Source organism: Paenibacillus baimaensis, assembly GCF_025567575.1.
This window is the reverse complement of the sequence record NZ_JAOQIO010000124.1, coordinates 107490-124425: the sequence shown is the minus strand read 5'-3', so window position 1 is coordinate 124425 and position 16936 is coordinate 107490. Positions and strand designations below refer to the sequence as shown.

The following is a 16936-nucleotide window of genomic DNA, read 5'->3' as shown; positions in this document are numbered from 1 at the left end:
GAAAGTATCAAAAAGAGATAGTTGAAACCTTGTTTATAATATCAGAATGTATAAGTTTTCAGCGGAGCTGAATATTCTGATATTGCAAGAAAAGCTACATTTAAAACACGGATGTATCTTGACCGAATAGGCTTCGATCAGAAGCTTTTCTTATTGGTTTACTCATAACCCGCATATAGCCTCTTAGCTGCTGCGGATTTCTTTTTACAATCTGATAATGTCATAATGATATTATTGAGACTATACTCGTGGAAGGATGGTTACGATGAAAGCACTTATTGTCATTGATTACACGGTTGATTTTGTTGTTGGGAAGCTGCCTTGCGGTGAGCCGGGAATCGAGATTGAACAGCGGATTGCCGAGCTTACGGACAATTTTGTCAATCACAATGATTTTGTCGTTATGGCAGTCGATCTGCATGATGAGCTTGACGTCTATCACCCGGAGCACCGACTGTTCCCACCTCATAATATTAGGGGTACGGAAGGAAGGGCATTATATGGTAAACTGGATGAAGTATTTCAAACCCATCGCGACCAGATCTACTGGATGGACAAAACCCGGTACAGCGCATTTGCCGGAACGGACCTGGAGCTTCAACTGCGGGCAAGGGACATTAAAGAGCTTCACCTGATTGGGGTCTGCACGGATATTTGTGTGCTGCATACGGCTGTGGATGCTTACAATCGAGGCTTTGAACTTGTTGTGCATCGCGATGCGGTTGCGAGCTTTAATCCGGCAGGACATGAGTGGGCGCTGGGGCATTTTCAACATACGCTTGGAGCAACTATTTTATCATATAGGGGATGAAGATATTGACCAAACCAACTGTACAACAACACATTCAAGAAGTGCTGCATGTTCTTCCCAGGATTGATGCTGACCAGGAAATTCGCCGCAGGGTCGATTTTTTGAAAAGCTATTTGCTGTCCACCAAGGCGGAGGGTTATGTTCTCGGTATTTCAGGAGGGCAGGATTCGACACTTACGGGCAAGCTAGCGCAAATTGCTGTAGATGAGCTGAATCAAGAGATAACCGATCCTACTGGTATTGCCGGAGAAGGGTATCGATTCATTACAGTCAGATTGCCTTATGGCGTGCAGCAGGATGAGGCGGATGCACAGATGGCCTTATCCTTCATTCAACCTTCGAAAAACATTACTGTCAATATACAACCTGCTGTGGATGCATCAGCAGCCCAGTTTGAGCAAGCGACAGGTGAGAAGCTGAGCGATTTTCTGAAGGGAAATATTAAAGCCAGAGAACGGATGAAGGTGCAGTATGATCTGGCTGCCCACTACCGGATGCTGGTACTGGGAACCGATCATGCGGCAGAGGCCGTCAGCGGTTTTTTTACCAAACATGGTGATGGTGCCTGCGATGCAGCCCCTATATTTGGCTTAAATAAGCGTCAGGGTAAGGAATTGCTCAAGCATTTGGGATGTCCGGAGCTGCTCTATTTGAAGAAGCCGACGGCGGACCTTGAGGATTTGAAGCCGGGTCTGCCGGATGAAGTTGCCCTGGGTGTAACCTATGAGGAAATCGATACGTATCTGGAAGGCGGAGTGCTGTCCGATGCTGCCAAGGATATTATTGAACGACGCTATCAAAGGACCGAGCACAAGCGGAATGCCGCTGTCACTGTGTACGATGAGTGGTGGAAGGAGAGGTTGTAAATGTCGTATGATAACTTGACACTGCACACGGATAAATATCAGATTAATATGATGTATGCGCATTGGAAGAACGGAACGGATTCCCATCAAGCGGTATTCGAGGCTTTTTTCCGCAAGCTCCCTTTTGGTAATGGTTATGCTGTATTTGCCGGACTCGAGCGAATTATTAACTATATAAACCATTTGCAATTTGATGAGGAAACGATCCGTTATTTACAGGAGCAGGAGGAAGAATATGATCCGGCTTTCCTCGAAAAGCTGCGCGGCTTCCGCTTTACAGGCAATATTAGCGCAGTTCCTGAAGGAACGATTGTGTTCGCTAACGAGCCGCTGATCCGTGTGGAAGGAAAAATATTTGAAGCGCAGCTTGTCGAGACGGCACTGTTGAATTTTATGAACTTCCAAACCTTGATTGCGACCAAGGCTTCGCGGATTCGTCAGGTTGCCCCCGAGGATACGTTAATGGAATTCGGGACTCGCAGAGCCCAGGAAGCGGATGCTGCAATATGGGGGGCACGGGCTGCTTACATTGCCGGTTTCGATGCGACCTCGAATATGCGGGCAGGGATGCTGTTCGGGATACCTTCAAAAGGTACACATGCTCATGCGTGGGTACAGGACCATGATACGGAGGAAGAGGCTTTTCGCCATTATGCCGCAGCGCTGCCAAATCAGGTGACGCTGCTTGTGGATACGTACGATACGTTGAGATATGGAGTTCCCAATGCGATCAAGGTTGCCAAATGGATGGAGCAGCAAGGAAAAAGGATGTCTGCGATTCGGCTGGACAGCGGAGATTTGGCGTACCTCTCGAAGACGGCAAGGACGATGTTCGATGAAGCGGGCTTGCCTTACGTAAAGATTGTGGCTTCGAACGATCTTGATGAGAACATCATATTCAATCTTAAGGCTCAGGGAGCCCGGATTGATAGCTGGGGGGTAGGTACACAGCTGATTACGGCTGCTGATCAACCTTCTCTCGGAGGTGTGTACAAGCTCGTTGCGCGTGAAAAAGCGGGAGCTTTCGTCCCTGTGATCAAAATTTCGGGAAATCCCGAGAAGGTATCCACTCCTGGCATCAAGGAAGCTTATCGGCTTATAAGCAAGCAAACCGGTAAAGCAGAAGCCGATTGTGTGACTCTTATTGGGGAAACGGAAGTATTACAGGGTAAGAGACTGAAGCTGTACGACAAGCTGCATCCTTACTTATTCAAATATGTTGACAATTATGACGCGGTTCAACTGCTCAAGCCGATTTTTCAAGCTGGCAAACAGGTATATGAGCTTCCTGAACTGGAGCAAATTCGCGAATACCACCGTCAGCAGCTTACCCAGTTTTGGCCGGAATATTTGCGGAAGCTCAATCCGGAGGTGTATCTGGTTGACCTAAGCGCCAAGGCATGGCAGCAGAAGATGGATCTTATCCACGATTATACGAGTGCCAAATTGGAATAAAGCTCTGAATTCTTACTATAGGTCTATCGATCCAAGACTGATAATTACACCAATTGTTGCTTAAAAAAGGGGCCGAAATGGGCTTCTTTTTTATTGTGTCATTTTACACATTTAAGGACCTAGGAGGTTTGTAACTATGGGTAAAAATGTGTAGAATATAGGGTATTAGTGTCTTTATTTCCTCTACTATTGTGCCTGGAACTTACACATTGGATCGAACTGAAAAAGGAACTCATTTACCTGATTATAAATTTATGGATAGAAAGGACCTTGACAATGCCGGAGCAGGAATGGAATGGAGAATCGGTCAAAGATGTATTGGATACTGGAGAGCTTCTTAATGCGTTAATGGCACTGAAAAAAGGTAACTTTTCTTATCGATTACCTTATGATCACACAGGTGTTGCAGGCAAGATTGCTGATACATTCAACGAGATCATGGATATGCAGGAAAACCTTGTGACCGAGGTTCAGACCGTGGCCAAGGTTGTAGGTAAGGAAGGGCAGCTCTCCCGAAGATTCTCACACAAAAATACGGGCGGCTCATGGGACACCGTAGTCGAATCGCTTAATGGTCTCGTCATTGACCTGATTCAGCCGACCAGTGAGATGGTGCGTGTTATAAACGCGGTAGCCCAGGGAGACTTGTCGCAAAAGGTCGAGCTAGAGTTCGAAGGACGCGCACTGACAGGGGAATTTCAAAGAACGGCAACCAACATTAATATGATGGTGAATCAGCTCAGCACCTTTGCTTCGGAAGTCACACGGGTAGCGCGCGAGGTAGGTACAGATGGCAAGCTGGGTGGTCAGGCGGATGTTAAAGGTGTATCGGGTACTTGGAAGGATCTTACCGACGGTGTTAACAATATGGCTAGCAATTTAACGGATCAGGTGCGTAACATAGCTGCAGTGACCACGGCGGTTGCGAATGGCGACTTATCCAAGCAAATTACCGTTAATGCCAAAGGCGAGATCATGGAGCTCAAAAATACGATCAATACGATGGTGGATCAGCTGTCGACTTTTTCTTCCGAGGTTACACGGGTTGCCCGTGAGGTAGGTACGGAAGGAAAGCTGGGCGGACAAGCAGATGTTAAGGGTGTATCCGGCACGTGGAGAGATTTAACGGAAAGCGTTAACTATATGGCCTCCAACTTGACGAATCAGGTGCGTAATATCGCAGTTGTTACCACCGCGGTTGCCAATGGAGATCTATCCAAAAAAATAACAGCAGATGTACAGGGTGAAATCCTTGAGCTGAAAAATACAATCAATACGATGGTAGACCAGTTGTCTACATTTGCTTCCGAGGTAACCCGGATGGCCCGTGAGGTAGGCACGGAAGGGATACTGGGTGGACAGGCAGAGGTAAGCGGAGTTGACGGCACATGGAGAGATTTAACAGAAAGCGTTAACTACATGGCCAGTAATTTAACGAATCAGGTACGGAACATAGCGGAAGTGACCACAGCCGTTGCGAAGGGTGATTTGTCAAAAACGATAACCGTAGATGCCAAGGGTGAAATCCTGCAGCTGAAAAGCACGATTAATACGATGGTCGATCAGCTCAGTAACTTTGCCTCTGAGGTAACTCGGGTAGCGCGTGAGGTGTCCACGGAAGGGAAGCTGGGCGGACAAGCAGATGTTAAGGACGTATCGGGCACATGGAAGGATTTAACCGACAACGTTAACTTCATGGCGGGTACATTGACCGATCAGGTACGGAACATAGCGGAAGTTACGACAGCGGTTGCAAAAGGTGATCTGTCGAAGCAAATTACCGTTAATGCGCGCGGCGAGATTTTGGAACTGAAAAACACAATCAATACGATGGTGGAGCAGCTCTCGACGTTTGCCTCTGAGGTAACTCGTGTAGCGCGTGAGGTGTCGACGGAAGGGAAGCTGGGCGGACAAGCCGACGTTAAGGACGTATCGGGTACCTGGAAGGATTTAACGGACAACGTTAACTTCATGGCGGGTACATTGACCGACCAGGTGCGTAACATAGCGGAAGTCACAACGGCAGTAGCGAAGGGTGATCTATCCAAGCAGATTACCGTTAATGCGCGCGGTGAAATTTTGGAATTGAAAAACACGATCAATACAATGGTGGAGCAGCTCTCGACGTTTGCCTCCGAGGTTACGCGTGTAGCCCGTGAGGTGGGTACGCTTGGGATGCTGGGTGGACAAGCTCAGGTTACAGGCGTTGCCGGTACATGGCGCGATCTGACAGAAAGCGTTAACTACATGGCGTCCAATTTGACGAATCAGGTGCGGAATATCGCAGTCGTCACCACAGCAGTAGCGAACGGCGACCTGTCGAAGAAAATTACGGCAGACGTTCAGGGGGAAATCCTTGAGTTGAAAAACACAATCAATACGATGGTGGATCAGCTCTCAACGTTTGCTTCCGAGGTTACGCGTGTAGCCCGTGAGGTAGGTACGGAAGGGAAGCTGGGCAGTCAGGCGCAGGTTAAAGGCGTAGGCGGCACCTGGAAGGACTTAACGGACACTGTTAACTACATGGCGAGCAACCTGACCATTCAGATGCGCAATATTGCCGGAGTGACGACAGCAGTTGCCAATGGCGATCTTTCCAAAAAAATTACCGTAGATGTTAAAGGTGAATTGCTTGAACTGAAAAACACAATCAATACGATGGTGGATCAACTGAATTCTTTTGCCTCCGAGGTTACTCGTGTGGCCCGTGAGGTAGGTACGGACGGCAAGCTTGGCGGTCAATCCCAGGTGCGTGGCGTAGGCGGGATCTGGAAGGACTTGACGGATAACGTTAATATTATGGCGACGAACTTAACCGATCAGGTGCGGGGAATCGCGAAGGTCGTAACCGCCGTTGCCAATGGTAATATGAAGCAGAAGCTGACAGTGGAAGCCAAAGGTGAAATCGCAGAGTTGACGGATACGATCAATAATATGATCGATACGCTCGCTACCTTCGCCGACCAGGTTACGACAGTTGCTCGTGAGGTAGGCGCGGAAGGTAAACTGGGTGGGCAAGCGAACGTTCCGGGTGCCGCGGGAACCTGGCGTGATTTAACGGACAACGTTAACTATATGGCGAGTACGCTGACTACACAGGTTCGAGCGATCACTAACGTGGCGACGGCCGTTACGAAGGGTGATTTGTCCAGAACCATTGATGTCGCTACAGCCGGTGAATTAGCAACGCTGAAAGATAACATGAATGAAATGATTCGCAATCTGAAGGAAACGACCCGAATCAACACGGAACAGGATTGGCTGAAAACCAACCTGGCGAAGTTTTCCCGACTGCTGCAGGGTCAACGTGACCTGTTTGCCGTGTGCCGGATGATCTTGAGTGAGCTGGCTCCGTTGGTATCTATGCAGCATGGTGTCTTTTATATTAACGAGCCTGTAAGCGGCGTCCCTGTATTGAAGCTGTTTGCGAGCTATGCCTATCATCAGCGTAAGCATCTATCGAATGAATTCCGTGCAGGCGAGGGTCTTGTCGGGCAGTGTCTGATCGAGAATCAACGGATTTTGCTAACCAATGTACCATCTGATTATGTGATGATCTCCTCAGGCTTGGGAGAAGCGACACCGCTTAATATTGTGCTGCTCCCGATTATATTCGAGGAACAGGTCTTGGCTGTCCTGGAATTGGCTTCCTTCCGTGCCTTCAGCGAAATCGATCTGGCTTTCCTGGATCAATTGACGGAATCCATCGGAATCGTGATTAACACGATGCAGGCGAACCAACGGACGGAGGAGCTGTTGATGCAGTCGCAATCTCTGACCGAAGAGCTTCAGAAACAGCAAAATGAGCTGCAAACGACTAACGAAGAGCTGGAGGATAAAGCCAAGCTGCTCGTTATTCAAAAGGCAGAGGTGGAAAGCAAAAACAATGAGGTCGAGGTAGCGAAGCGCTTCCTGGAGGAAAAAGCCGAGCAGTTGGTGCTGACTTCCAAATACAAATCGGAGTTTTTGGCCAATATGTCGCATGAGCTGAGAACACCACTTAATTCGCTGCTGCTGCTCGCCGAACAGCTTGTCGATAATCCGGATGAGAACCTGACCGATATCCAGGTGAAATTTGCCAAAACGATTCAGGACTCTGGATTCGATCTGCTCAATCTGATCAACGATATCCTGGATTTATCCAAGATCGAGTCGGGAACGGTTACACCTGAATTCAACGAAACCTCAATTAAAGAGATTACCGACGGATTGGATCGTACCTTCCGCCATATGATCGATAACAAGAGACTTGATTATTTGATCAAGATCGAACCCAATGTACCTAAAACCATATTGACCGACTCCAAAAGGCTTCAGCAGATTCTGAAAAATCTATTGTCCAATGCGTTCAAATTCACGGAGCAAGGTCAGGTCATGCTGCTGATCCGCAGAGCATTGAATGATTGGAGTCCTGATCATGATCTGCTGAATCGAGCCAAAATGGTATTGTGCTTCTCAGTTAGTGATACAGGAATTGGAATTCCGAAGGAAAAGCAGCAAATTATTTTTGAAGCCTTCCAGCAAGCGGACGGCAGTACGAATCGGGAATACGGGGGGACAGGTCTGGGGTTAGCCATATCACGGGAAATTGCGACCATGCTCGGCGGTGAACTGACTCTGTTCAGTATAGCAGGTAAAGGAAGTACCTTTAACCTCTATCTGCCTTTGGATGTCGATGTGCCGGATTCCGATGTGAAGCAGAAGTATATCCCGGAAGTCATAGATGTAACTCCATTGAAGCGGAACCGCAGCTACCAGAATAATATAGAGGAATTGATTATCGATGATCGGGACGACATTCAGCCTGGAGATCGTGTATTCGTAATTATTGAAGATGATCAGAAATTCAACGAAATTTTGCTGGATGTACTTCACAAAAAAGGGATCAAAGCGATCATCACTAATAAAGGCTCAAATGTACTGGAGCTTGTTAGTCAGTATAAGCCAGTCGCTATTACTCTCGATTTGCATCTGAAGGATACGGACGGGTGGCTTGTCATTGAGCATCTCAAAAATGATATGAGTGTCCGTGACATTCCGGTATGTGTCATCTCGGTCGAGGAGGATGTCATTCAACTGATGCAGAAGGGCGTCTTTGATTACATTTGCAAACCGGTAACGAAGGAAGATCTGGACAATGCTCTCGATAAGCTGAACAGCTTTGCGGATAAAACGGTTCGTCAGCTGTTAGTAGTGGTACGTGATGAGCAAAGACGTAAAGAATTTGTAAGCATGATTGATAATAAGGACATTAAGATCACGGCAGTGGACACGTCCCGTAAGGCACTTAATCAATTTAAAACGAAAAGCTTTGATTGTGTGCTGGTAGACAATGACTTGACGGATATGAAATTCATTCAGCTGGTTCGCGAAATGCAAAAGAGCTCCAAAAACAAATATCTTCCTATTGTTATCAATCCAAGCAGAAAACACACAGTTGAAGAAGCAAACGATCTGGAAGATCTAATGAAAACAGCCGTTGTAAAGGAAATCAAGTCACCGATCCAAATCTTGGATGAGACAAGCTTGTTCCTGCATCGTAAGGCCGAGAACCTTCCAGAAGGGCCGCGGGAAACGCTCGTAAAGCATTTACAGTCTGATGCGATGATCGAATCCAAAAAGGTGCTTGTTGTCGATGACGATATACGTAATATCTTTGCCCTGACCACGATATTGGAGCGTCACAGCATGAAGGTGTATGCGGCGGAGAATGGTAATGATGCCATTACTATTTTGCAGCAAAATCCCGATATTCAGATCGTATTGATGGATATTATGATGCCAGTAATGGATGGATATGAAACTACACGAGCTATACGTGAAAAGCCTGAGTTCAAGGATTTGCCTATTATTGCCTTGACAGCCAAAGCCATGAAGGGAGATCGGGAGCAGTGTCTGGAAGCAGGAGCCTCTGACTATATTACGAAACCGGTAAATAGTGCCCATCTCTTAACGATGATACGCAACTGGTTAACTGGGGATGACAGCCTGGAAGAGGACTCCAGATCCCAGCCTCAAGGTTATCATAAAATTTTCACAACGTAAGCATGTAACATAGCTCTGCAATTAAGCTCTAATAACTGGAACAAGTACCCTGGGACACTGCTCCTGGGGTACTTGTTCGCTTATATCATCTATAAAATCTGCGGGGGGACGGTCATATGCTGCTTTCAATGGAAGGGCCAGCCTATTTGCCACTGGGTGACCAGGTTGTTCTTCTACAATTTGGTCAGGAAGTGTTGATGGAGCTGAATCTTTATATTCATCAGTATGTACAAGTCATTCAGGCAGCCAGGATTAAAGGAATCCGACAGGTTGTAGCTTCTTTTTGCAGTATTTCGATCAGTTATGATCCCATTCTAATTCGTTATCGGCAATTGGTAACTGAGTTGCAGCAAATGGATACGACTAAGCTTGATTCGGTGGGTCCCAAGGGTAGAGTGCTGCACATACCCGTTGTGTATGGTGGAGATTACGGGCAGGATCTGGATTACGTAGCTGATACAGTAGGGCTGAGTCCTGAAGAAGTCGTTCGTATGCATTCCGATGAAACCTATTTGATTTACATGCTTGGTTTCATTGCGAGTTTCCCTTATTGTGGAGATATTGATAGCCGGTTATCGCTGCCGCGGCGCACAAATCCGCGTGTAAAGGTGGAGAAGGGCTCAATTGCTATAGCTAATCGGCAAACGAGTATTTATCCCGTCTCTTCACCAGGAGGCTGGCATATTATTGGAAGGACACCACTAAATACGTTTGATCCTTACTCGAATCCACCCAGTTTATTCAGGGCGGGGGATTATATCAAGTTTGAAGCCATAACAGCTTCCGACGCTGAGGGCTGGAATGAACTTACACGAAAAGAGTGGACTGAACAATGGCAGGAATAGAAATCTTGAAGTCGGGATTACTAACTACCGTACAGGACTTGGGCAGAACGGATTATCGGATGTATGGTGTGAATACGTGTGGAGCCATGGATAGGTTCTCCCTGCGATTAGCCAATCTTCTTGTGGGCAATGGGGAGAATGAGGCGGCATTGGAAGTTACGTTGATCGGTCCTCATTTGAAATTTCTAGTCGACGGCGTGATTGCAGTAACGGGAGGAGACCTTGCCCCAAGACTTAATGGTACCGCAATTGGAATGTGGAAAACGATCCTTGTTTCCGAAGGGGATATTCTCCAATTTGGTCATATGAAGCATGGCTGCCGCTCCTACGTGGCAATAAAAGGCGGAATCGATGTGCCTCTGATTATGGGGAGCCGTTCAACATTCATTCGCGGTGGCTATGGAGGATTGGAGGGAAGAAGTCTAAAGGAGGGGGATAGGCTGGATATAGGTGAAGGGGAGCCGCGTTTAGATCGGGCTTTGGTTACAGGGAGAAGCTTGCCTGCAGCTTATAGACCTGATTTTGTGACAGAACGTCCTATCCGATTTATTCCCGGTCCGCAATCTGATCGTTTCATCGAGACGTCATTGGATACTTTTGTTTCTGATTCCTACGGCATTCTGAATGAATCGGATCGTATGGGTTACAGGCTCAAGGGCCCGCAGTTGACGCATAAGTCGGGTGCAGATATGATTTCGGGTGCAGTTACAATCGGCTCCATACAGGTGCCAGGCGATGGCCAACCGATTATATTGATGTCAGATTGCCAGGTGACAGGAGGCTACACCCAGATCGGTGTCGTAATCGGCGTAGATATTCCATATCTGGCTCAAAGAAAACCAGGTGATCGCATACAATTTCAACAAATCGGGATTGAGGACGCTCAGCATTTCTGGAGGGAACAGGAGCGGCTCATTTCTTTGATAAGGATGCACAATGTTCGCTGAATGTACCTTTTGGGCAGAATGATTTAAAGAAAAGAGGAAAGCAATGACTATATATATCGCATTATTGCGCGGCATTAACGTAGGAGGCAAGAACAAGATAAAGATGGCAGAATTGAAATACTCGTTTGAAGCATTGGGTCTGGAACGTGTGAAAACCTATATTAATAGCGGGAATGTTTTGTTCGAATCTCAATTAAGTGAAGCAGTCTTGCGTGAACAAATCGAGCAAGCAGTTCACAGGGATTATGGTATTGCGCTGACAGTAGTATTGAGGACGGCTCAGGAGCTGGAACAGATGATTGAATATTGTCCATTCTCCCTAGATACCTTGCTGGCAGGGGAAAGTATTCATGTCTCTTTTCTGCTCCAGGCACCTACCGAGGACCAAATTATCTACTTATCCCGAATCCAAAGTGAAAAAGATGAATTCCAGATTCAAGGCCGAGATCTTTATTTATGGTTCCGTCAAAGCATATTGGATTCCAAGCTTGCAAGTCATATTCCAAAATTTGAAGATTCTGCGACAACACGCAATTGGAATACGATCCTAAAGCTCGACGCGCTGGCAAAAGCGATGAAATCCGATTGAGAACATGCAGTTTCCCTTTTTATTCATTCGTTTCAGCTACATGCTGAGCATGGGGCAATGTGCACATAAAGGCATTCAAAGCGCTGCTCACAAATGAGTCCTTTCGTGTAATGAACTCGGTTTGCATATGACGGTACGAATCGGGAATAGCATGTGTACGGACAGTGCCTTCCGTTTCGTGCTTGTTTATGACGGATTTGGGCAGCAGAGAGACACCAAGCCCTGCCGATACACCACCAATAATCGCTTCCAGTGTACCAAACTCCATAATGATCGGCTGCGTTATGCCAATGGACTGAAGCCACTGATTCAGCACTTCCCGATAAGAGCATCCGGTGCTGTACACGAGAATGGGTTTGGTTACAGCTTCATCGAGCTGGATGACTGCAGGAGTAGAGACGATAACGAGCTCCTCATCAAATGCCGGCACCGATTGCAAGTCAGGATGATTACATTTGCAGCCTATGAAGGCTCCATCCAGCTCATAATGGAGTACCTTCTCCATCAAATATTGCGAATGCCCGGTCGTTAGTGACAGCAGTACACCAGGATACTGCTTGTAATAAGAGGCTAACAGCTTTGGCAGTCTGACGGCGGCAGCGGTCTGCGTGGAGCCAATGACGAGCGGACCACTCGGTTCACTAGACGAGGTGAGTGCCAATGTCACTTCATCCAACAGACCGACAATTTTGTCTGTATAGGTGAGTAAGGTCTTGCCGCTCGAAGAAAGTGTCATCCCCCGATTGTGACGAAAAAACAAGATGGTTGCCAGCTCCGACTCCAGCTGCTGAATCCTTGCGGTCACATTGGATTGAACATAACCGAGCCTTTGTGCCGCTTTGGTAATCGAGCCCTCCCGGGCGACCATTTGAAACACGCGTAAATCTGAACTCTCCATAGCTACAAACCTCCCAATCCGATTGATCTATTTTCAATCGGATTCTTGATATCATAAATTGTGATACCCAGTATCTCTAACAATCATTATACATAAAATCAATCCTCCGTTACAATCATTCTAAACCGATTAAGACATTAGGGAGGATCCAAATATGAATGTGCATAATAAAGTCGCTTTAGTTACTGGCGGAGGAACAGGAATTGGCAGGGCAACGAGTATAGCATTGGCAGAACGGGGAGCCTGGGTAGCAGTGAACTATTCGAGGTCCAAGACAGACGCTGATGAAACGGTGCAAACGATTCTAAGCACGGGTGGTCGTGCCATGTCTGTTCAAGCCGATGTGTCCAATGACCGGGAAGTGCGCGCTATGGTCGTAGCCATTGTCCAACAGTTCGGAACTGTTGATTTGCTTGTTAATAATGCGAGTATTACTCAACACATCGCGCTTGACGATCTGGAAGCAGCAACAGATGAGGTATGGGATGAGCTGTACGCGGTTAATGTTAAAGGCATGTTTAATTGTGCACGTGCTGCCGCTCCATGGATGAAGCACAATCATCAAGGAGCAATCGTCAATGTTGGGAGCATCGCCGGACTAACCGGTTCAGGCTCATCACTCCCCTATGCAGTATCCAAAGCAGCTGTGCATGGACTTACCAAATCATTGGCTCACGCATTGGCTCCGCAAATTCGAGTAAACTGTGTCGCACCCGGAGCTGTCGCAACCAGATGGTGGGAAGGACGGGAAGAGAAGATGAATCGGTTAAGTAAAAACGTGCTGCTCCAGCACATCTCCACCCCAGAGGACATTGCCAGGCTGATTTGTACGGCTTTAGAGCAGGAATCAATGACTGGGCAAATATTAACCATCGATTGCGGACAAACCTTATAACCGCAAACATGCTTTTGAAAGAGACGATAACCCAACTCAGCAGCAAAGCAATTGGAGGCTTGTATTATGAGCAAAATCAAATATATCGGACTTGTGGTATTGACAACTTTTATAATGGGGATTGCCTTTCCGGTTGGCAAGCTTGGCATGGCTTATGCACCGCCTTTTTTCCTTATGGGCATTCGGTTCGTATTGGCAGGAGTGCTGCTTGCACTTATCATCAGCAGGAAACCACGGCCGCGTGGAGGCAAGCAGTGGCTGCAGGTGTCTATAATTGGTCTGTTCCAGTCCGCAGGTGTGATGGGATGTGCCTATTTCAGTATGCGATGGATTACCTCGGGCGAATCCTCAATTATTACATGTACGAATCCACTGCTTGTCATTATACTCGGGACCTTGTTTACCGGCGCTGTATATCGTGGTCATCAGTGGATAGGCGTTGCCATTGGTTTTATAGGTGTCGTGTTCACTTTTGGACTGCATATGGATATTCAACCAGGATCGTTTATTAGCTTCGCGGGAGCCTTGTTCTTTGCTGTGTCCACACTGCTGGTAAAACGATGGGGGCCAGCATTCGATATCAATGTCCTGGCCGCTTATCAGATGATAGCGGGTGGAGTCGCTTTGTTTATTTTAAGTGCACTCACGGAGCAGCCTTATTTTCATATGACCTTTACATCGGTATCCATTGTGCTATGGCTTGCGATTATGGGCTCAATCGTTCAGTTCTCGTTATGGTACTACCTGCTGCGCAATGGTGATCCTGCCAAAACAAGCACTTTTCTGTTTCTCGTACCCCTTTTTGGTCTTCTATCCAGCTGGCTGCTGCTCGGCGAACAGGTTCAGTGGTATGTGGGAGTCGGCGGTGCGCTCATCTGTGTGGGAATTGTGCTCGTCAATTGGGAAAGAAGGAAACGGCCGGGATTGCTAATAACCAAACCCTTAATGAAAGGTTAATTGCGTATGTGAATAGAAGCAGGGGTGGTGATCAAATAGATCGCCACCTTTTTGTTGTTGCAATGAATATTTGATCAAAGTGTTAAAAATCAAACTTTTCCCAGCACCTCAAATCGGTTATGTTAAATATAGCTATGATCATTCATAGAGGGGGAAAGCTGCTTGAATCTAAAAAGAATGCTGTCAAACCGGAGAAGTGTCATTATAACCTGGTTGATTTCGTATATCGTCGTGTTATTCGTACCCGTATTATTCAGCGCTGCGCTGTATTGGGAGGCACAAAATACCATTGATGAACAGATTCAAAGAGCTAATGATACACTGCTGAAGCAGATGCAGGATGCTATAGATAATGAAATTGCGCAGGTCAATCGCTTGACTAATGAAATGTATTCCAATGTAAAGGTGCATGATTTATTTTATTCCAACAAGTTTGCGCGTGACGATTTTCGTTATGAGCTGTACGGGATTACGCAGGACTTGGGCAGATACCGCTCAACCTTTTCCAATATTGATGAATATTACATTTACTGGTCAACGGGTGATATTGTGATAACTCCAATGGTCTACAAGCCTTCGAGCTTGCTTTATGCGGATTTGTACAGCGGCAGTGAGTTGAGCTTTGGGGCGTGGACCCATAAGATCAGCAATTTAAAGCAGCGGCAAACGATGTATACAAGTCGTATCAATGAAGCAGGACGTAAGCAGAGCTATGTAAGCTTTATAAGTCCTTTTCCTGCGGATAGCAACGACAAATCGGTAGGTTCTATTGTGGTGATGATTGATACGAACAAGCTGTTACATACCATTTCCAGCGTGGGTCAATTTAACGGCGGGGATTTATTTATACTCAATGAAAATAAACAGGTCCTGGTCTCGAATACGACAAAGGAGATCGATTTATCACCAGTCAGCCAAATTCTTGAAACCTCAGGCAATGTATATGGCAACTATCACGGAATCAAATCGCAATTTTTTTATATTAAGTCTTATAATTCAAAATTATCCTACTTGATGGTTGTTCCCGGTAATCTGGTGTGGACAGCTTCTGCTTATGTAAGAAATGTAGCCGCTTACAGTATTGTATTCAGTGTGCTTGGCGGTTGCATCCTCACTGTATTTTTCTTGCGCAGAAACTATAAGCCGTTGGATTCGATCATGCAATCGATGACGCTGTACTTTGGAGCGGAGCAGAAATCCGGCAACGAGTTCCATTTCATTCAAAACGCCTTTGTGGATACAGTGAACGAGAAAGAGCAAACGAATGTCCGTTTGAAGCAGCAGCAAAATCAGCTACGGTCACACTGGATTTCCAGATTGCTGAAGGGACGCATGGATGCCCAGCTTTCCCTGGAAGAGGCTGAGCCTTCGTTTGAGCTTGAATTTGACTCGGAAAATTTTTGCGTGATGCTGTTTTATTTGGAGGATAGCGAGCTGTTCTTTAAGAAGGCTCATCATCTGAAGGTTGCCGATAAATATAAGCTGCTGCAATTTATTGTGACGAATGTAGTCGAGGAACTGGTCAATCAGCAGCATACGGGATACATGGCTGAGGTGGACGATATGATGGCTTGTTTAATCAATATTCGCCAGCAAGATTCGAAAGATACGGCTGATCGACTGGAACCTATAGCACGAGAGGCACAAAGCTTTCTGAAGAAGCATTTTGAGATTGAGGTTACCATTTCCATTAGCGGCTTTCACACCTCGAAGCTTGAAATTCCGGAAGCCTACAATGAAGCACTCGATGCCATGGAATATAAGCTGATACGCGGCAAACATGAAATTATTAGGTATGAAAAGATTCGAAAGGGTGACCCCTCACAATTGAAGGCGGGTTACTATTACCCTCTGCAAATTGAGCAGCAGCTCATTAATTATGTTAAAGCCGGCGATGTGAATAAAGCAAGGGCGTCATTAAATGAAATCATTGAACGCAATTTCCATCCATCGGTCATGACAGTGGAGCTTGCCAAATGTTTATTTTTTAATCTCGTGAGTACGTTTATTAAAACGATGAATGAAATCGGGGATATGGATATACAAGAGACTTTTTTTCACAACAATCCGCAGGCGATTGAAGAGTTGACCCATTCCCAAACTGTAGCCGATATGCACCAGCAATTACTGGTCATGTTGGAGGAGGTTTGTCGTCTTACAGCCGCGAAGCTGGAGGCTAATAAGTTAAGACTGAAGGACGATGGATTGGGTGAGTTTCTGCAAAAAATTATCAAATTTGTGAAGGAAAATTATGCGGATGCCAACTTGAATATATCGATGATCGGAGACTCATTTCAAATGAAGCCGACTTATGTATCCAAGCTGTTTAAAGACCATTCCGGTGAGGGGTTATTGGACTATATTAATAAAATTCGAATTGAGAAGGCGAAAAGCCTTTTAAGAGAAGGGAATATTCCTTTACAGGAGGTTGCCAATCTGAGCGGGTTTAATGATCTTAATACCTTTATGCGCCTGTTTAAAAAATTTGAAGGGATAACGCCTGGTCAATATAAAACATTTTGAGCATGATTTTGGATATATTGAGGGTTCCATGACCTGCTGTATAGAGGCATAATCGGATGGTAAGTCTTAACAGGGTTACCAGTAAACAAGGAGGTCATTGTATAC

Annotated in this window: 11 protein-coding genes; 10 read left to right on the top strand and 1 reads right to left on the bottom strand. The window is 46.2% G+C overall.

Annotation, left to right across the window (positions count from 1 at the left end):
• Positions 1-265: 265 nt before the first annotated feature.
• The 7 genes from OB236_RS36925 (at position 266) to OB236_RS36895 (ending at position 11558) form a co-directional block, all read left to right on the top strand.
• A complete protein-coding gene (locus OB236_RS36925) occupies positions 266-811 on the top strand; it encodes a cysteine hydrolase family protein (protein ID WP_262688500.1) in 546 nt (181 codons plus the stop codon).
• A 5-nt stretch (positions 812-816) separates the two neighbouring features.
• On the top strand, positions 817-1677 hold the full coding sequence (gene nadE / locus OB236_RS36920; protein ID WP_262688499.1) for an ammonia-dependent NAD(+) synthetase: 861 nt from the start codon (positions 817-819) through the stop codon (positions 1675-1677).
• Positions 1678-3132 carry a nicotinate phosphoribosyltransferase gene (locus OB236_RS36915; protein ID WP_262688498.1) on the top strand — a complete coding sequence of 485 codons (1455 nt, stop codon included), beginning with the start codon at positions 1678-1680 and terminating at the stop codon, positions 3130-3132.
• A gap of 276 nt (positions 3133-3408) precedes the next feature.
• Positions 3409-9177: a HAMP domain-containing protein gene (locus OB236_RS36910; protein ID WP_262688497.1), complete on the top strand. Its 5769-nt coding sequence runs from the start codon at positions 3409-3411 to the stop codon at positions 9175-9177.
• 116 nt (positions 9178-9293) lie between these two features.
• The gene (gene pxpB, locus OB236_RS36905; RefSeq protein WP_262688496.1) at positions 9294-10022 is read left to right on the top strand and encodes a 5-oxoprolinase subunit PxpB; all 729 of its coding nucleotides are present in this window, start codon (positions 9294-9296) and stop codon (positions 10020-10022) included.
• Entirely contained in the window at positions 10010-10969 is a 960-nt protein-coding gene (locus tag OB236_RS36900; RefSeq protein WP_262688495.1) for a 5-oxoprolinase subunit C family protein, read from the top strand. The genes pxpB and OB236_RS36900 overlap by 13 nt, the downstream gene beginning before the upstream one ends.
• Before the next feature lie 43 nt (positions 10970-11012).
• The gene (locus OB236_RS36895; protein ID WP_262688494.1) at positions 11013-11558 is read left to right on the top strand and encodes a DUF1697 domain-containing protein; all 546 of its coding nucleotides are present in this window, start codon (positions 11013-11015) and stop codon (positions 11556-11558) included.
• A 19-nt stretch (positions 11559-11577) separates the two neighbouring features.
• Here the strand turns inward: OB236_RS36895 and OB236_RS36890 are convergent, their stop codons facing one another.
• Complete coding sequence (locus OB236_RS36890; RefSeq protein WP_262688493.1) at positions 11578-12456, bottom strand: LysR family transcriptional regulator; 879 nt, start codon at positions 12454-12456, stop codon at positions 11578-11580.
• Positions 12457-12610: 154 nt separating this feature from the next.
• Here OB236_RS36890 and OB236_RS36885 point away from each other — a divergent pair, with 154 nt between their 5' ends.
• From OB236_RS36885 to OB236_RS36875, 3 genes are all read left to right on the top strand, one after another.
• Complete coding sequence (locus OB236_RS36885; protein ID WP_262688492.1) at positions 12611-13351, top strand: SDR family NAD(P)-dependent oxidoreductase; 741 nt, start codon at positions 12611-12613, stop codon at positions 13349-13351.
• Between the two features lie 66 nt (positions 13352-13417).
• Positions 13418-14308: a DMT family transporter gene (locus OB236_RS36880; RefSeq protein ID WP_262688491.1), complete on the top strand. Its 891-nt coding sequence runs from the start codon at positions 13418-13420 to the stop codon at positions 14306-14308.
• 162 nt (positions 14309-14470) lie between these two features.
• Entirely contained in the window at positions 14471-16831 is a 2361-nt protein-coding gene (locus tag OB236_RS36875; RefSeq protein WP_262688490.1) for an AraC family transcriptional regulator, read from the top strand.
• The last annotated feature ends 105 nt before the right edge of the window (positions 16832-16936 follow it).

Bases quoted from the DNA above. Each gene is read 5' to 3' on its own strand.
- OB236_RS36890 (WP_262688493.1), bottom strand. From the start codon at position 12,456: ATGGAGAGTTCAGATTTACGCGTGTTTCAAATGGTCGCCCGGGAGGGC.
- OB236_RS36925 (WP_262688500.1), top strand. From the start codon at position 266: ATGAAAGCACTTATTGTCATTGATTACACGGTTGATTTTGTTGTTGGG.
- OB236_RS36915 (WP_262688498.1), top strand. From the start codon at position 1,678: ATGTCGTATGATAACTTGACACTGCACACGGATAAATATCAGATTAAT.
- OB236_RS36910 (WP_262688497.1), top strand. From the start codon at position 3,409: ATGCCGGAGCAGGAATGGAATGGAGAATCGGTCAAAGATGTATTGGAT.
- pxpB (WP_262688496.1), top strand. From the start codon at position 9,294: ATGCTGCTTTCAATGGAAGGGCCAGCCTATTTGCCACTGGGTGACCAG.
- OB236_RS36885 (WP_262688492.1), top strand. From the start codon at position 12,611: ATGAATGTGCATAATAAAGTCGCTTTAGTTACTGGCGGAGGAACAGGA.
- OB236_RS36880 (WP_262688491.1), top strand. From the start codon at position 13,418: ATGAGCAAAATCAAATATATCGGACTTGTGGTATTGACAACTTTTATA.
- OB236_RS36900 (WP_262688495.1), top strand. From the start codon at position 10,010: ATGGCAGGAATAGAAATCTTGAAGTCGGGATTACTAACTACCGTACAG.
- OB236_RS36895 (WP_262688494.1), top strand. From the start codon at position 11,013: ATGACTATATATATCGCATTATTGCGCGGCATTAACGTAGGAGGCAAG.